Genomic DNA, 1,199 nt, shown 5'->3' on the forward strand with positions numbered 1-1,199 from the left:
GTCCGAGCCATGGCGACGGTTACCCGCGCTATCCCTCAAGCAAATTCAGTACTTTGTGACCCTGGCGCAGCTACGACATTTCACCGATACCGCCAGCCGTCTGGCGATCAGCCAACCCGCGTTAAGCAGTGCGCTGCGGCAAGTCGAAACCGTGCTTGGCGGGAAGTTAGTCAATCGAACGGCCTCTGCGGTGACCCTGACGGAACTAGGCACGGCGATCCTGCCGCATGCGCAGCGGCTGCTGAATGTGGCTCACGCTACCTTTGATGATATGCAGCGCGTCATGTTGGCCGGAGGGGATGGCACGTTACGTATCGGTCTGGTGCCTTCGGTGAGCAACCTGCTGTTTCCTGCGGTACCGCGATTGCTGGCGCAACATTTCCCGCGTTTACGCGTAGAATTCCACGATCAAACCAATGATTCCCTGCTACTACAGTTGGAAAATGGGCAGATAGATTTCGGCATTGGGGCTTTGGACAGCTCGGTGCCAGATCGGCTTGAAATTTATCCGTTGCAGGAAGATCCGTTTGTGGCGGTGATGCATCGGGACGATCCTTTGGCGGATCCACATCATCTGCCCTGGCGGCAATTGGCTAACAGGGATATTGCAGTATTTTCGAAAGGGAATAGCAGTCGATTGGTGTCGGCATTGGCGGAAAGCCATCGTCTGAACTTAACGGCGCGTTATCAGGTCGATTTTCTGGAAACGCTGTATGGTTTGGTGCGGTCACAATTAGCGGTGGCTATTTTGCCGCAGCTTTATACGACGCATTTAAACGATGAAGAATTAACCGTTGTTCAATTACAACAGCCATTACTGAGCCGCACTGTGGCACTTATGCGCAGCGCAAAACAAAATCACTCGCCTTTAATTGAAAACTGTTTCCAGTTGCTACTGCACGATTTCCAACTCAGAGGCAAGTAAACTTGCATTTTTAAGATAATACTTAATCTGACCGGCCATTGAAGCCGATAATATTATCGGCTCAACGCAAGGCTACTTTGATTATCTTACAAATTTCCAAACGGCTGTCTCTTATACACATCTGACGCTGCCGACGATGCCAACTGGGTGTAGATGTCGGGGGGCGGCGGGTCGGTGAAGAGGGGGGGGGGGGGGGGGGGGGGGGGGGGGGGGGGGGGGGGGGGGGGGGGGGGGGGGGGGGGGGGGGGGGGGGGGGGGGGGGGGGGGGGGGGGG

General features: G+C 55.5%; 2 protein-coding genes. One reads left to right on the plus strand and one right to left on the minus strand.

Going from position 1 to position 1,199, the window contains the following annotated elements; genetic code table 11:
• Window positions 1-925 (plus strand): LysR family transcriptional regulator (locus JHD74_RS25795; RefSeq protein WP_233169693.1); only part of this gene is annotated, 925 nt, incomplete at its 5' end.
• Between the two features lie 61 nt (window positions 926-986).
• On the opposite strand, the gene JHD74_RS25800 is transcribed toward JHD74_RS25795, so the two are convergent.
• On the minus strand, window positions 987-1,199 hold a 213-nt coding region (locus tag JHD74_RS25800), incomplete at its 5' end, for a hypothetical protein (RefSeq protein WP_199063885.1).

Source organism: Serratia sp. ASV30 (genome assembly GCF_016428815.1).
GTDB lineage: Bacteria > Pseudomonadota > Gammaproteobacteria > Enterobacterales > Enterobacteriaceae > Chania > Chania fonticola_C.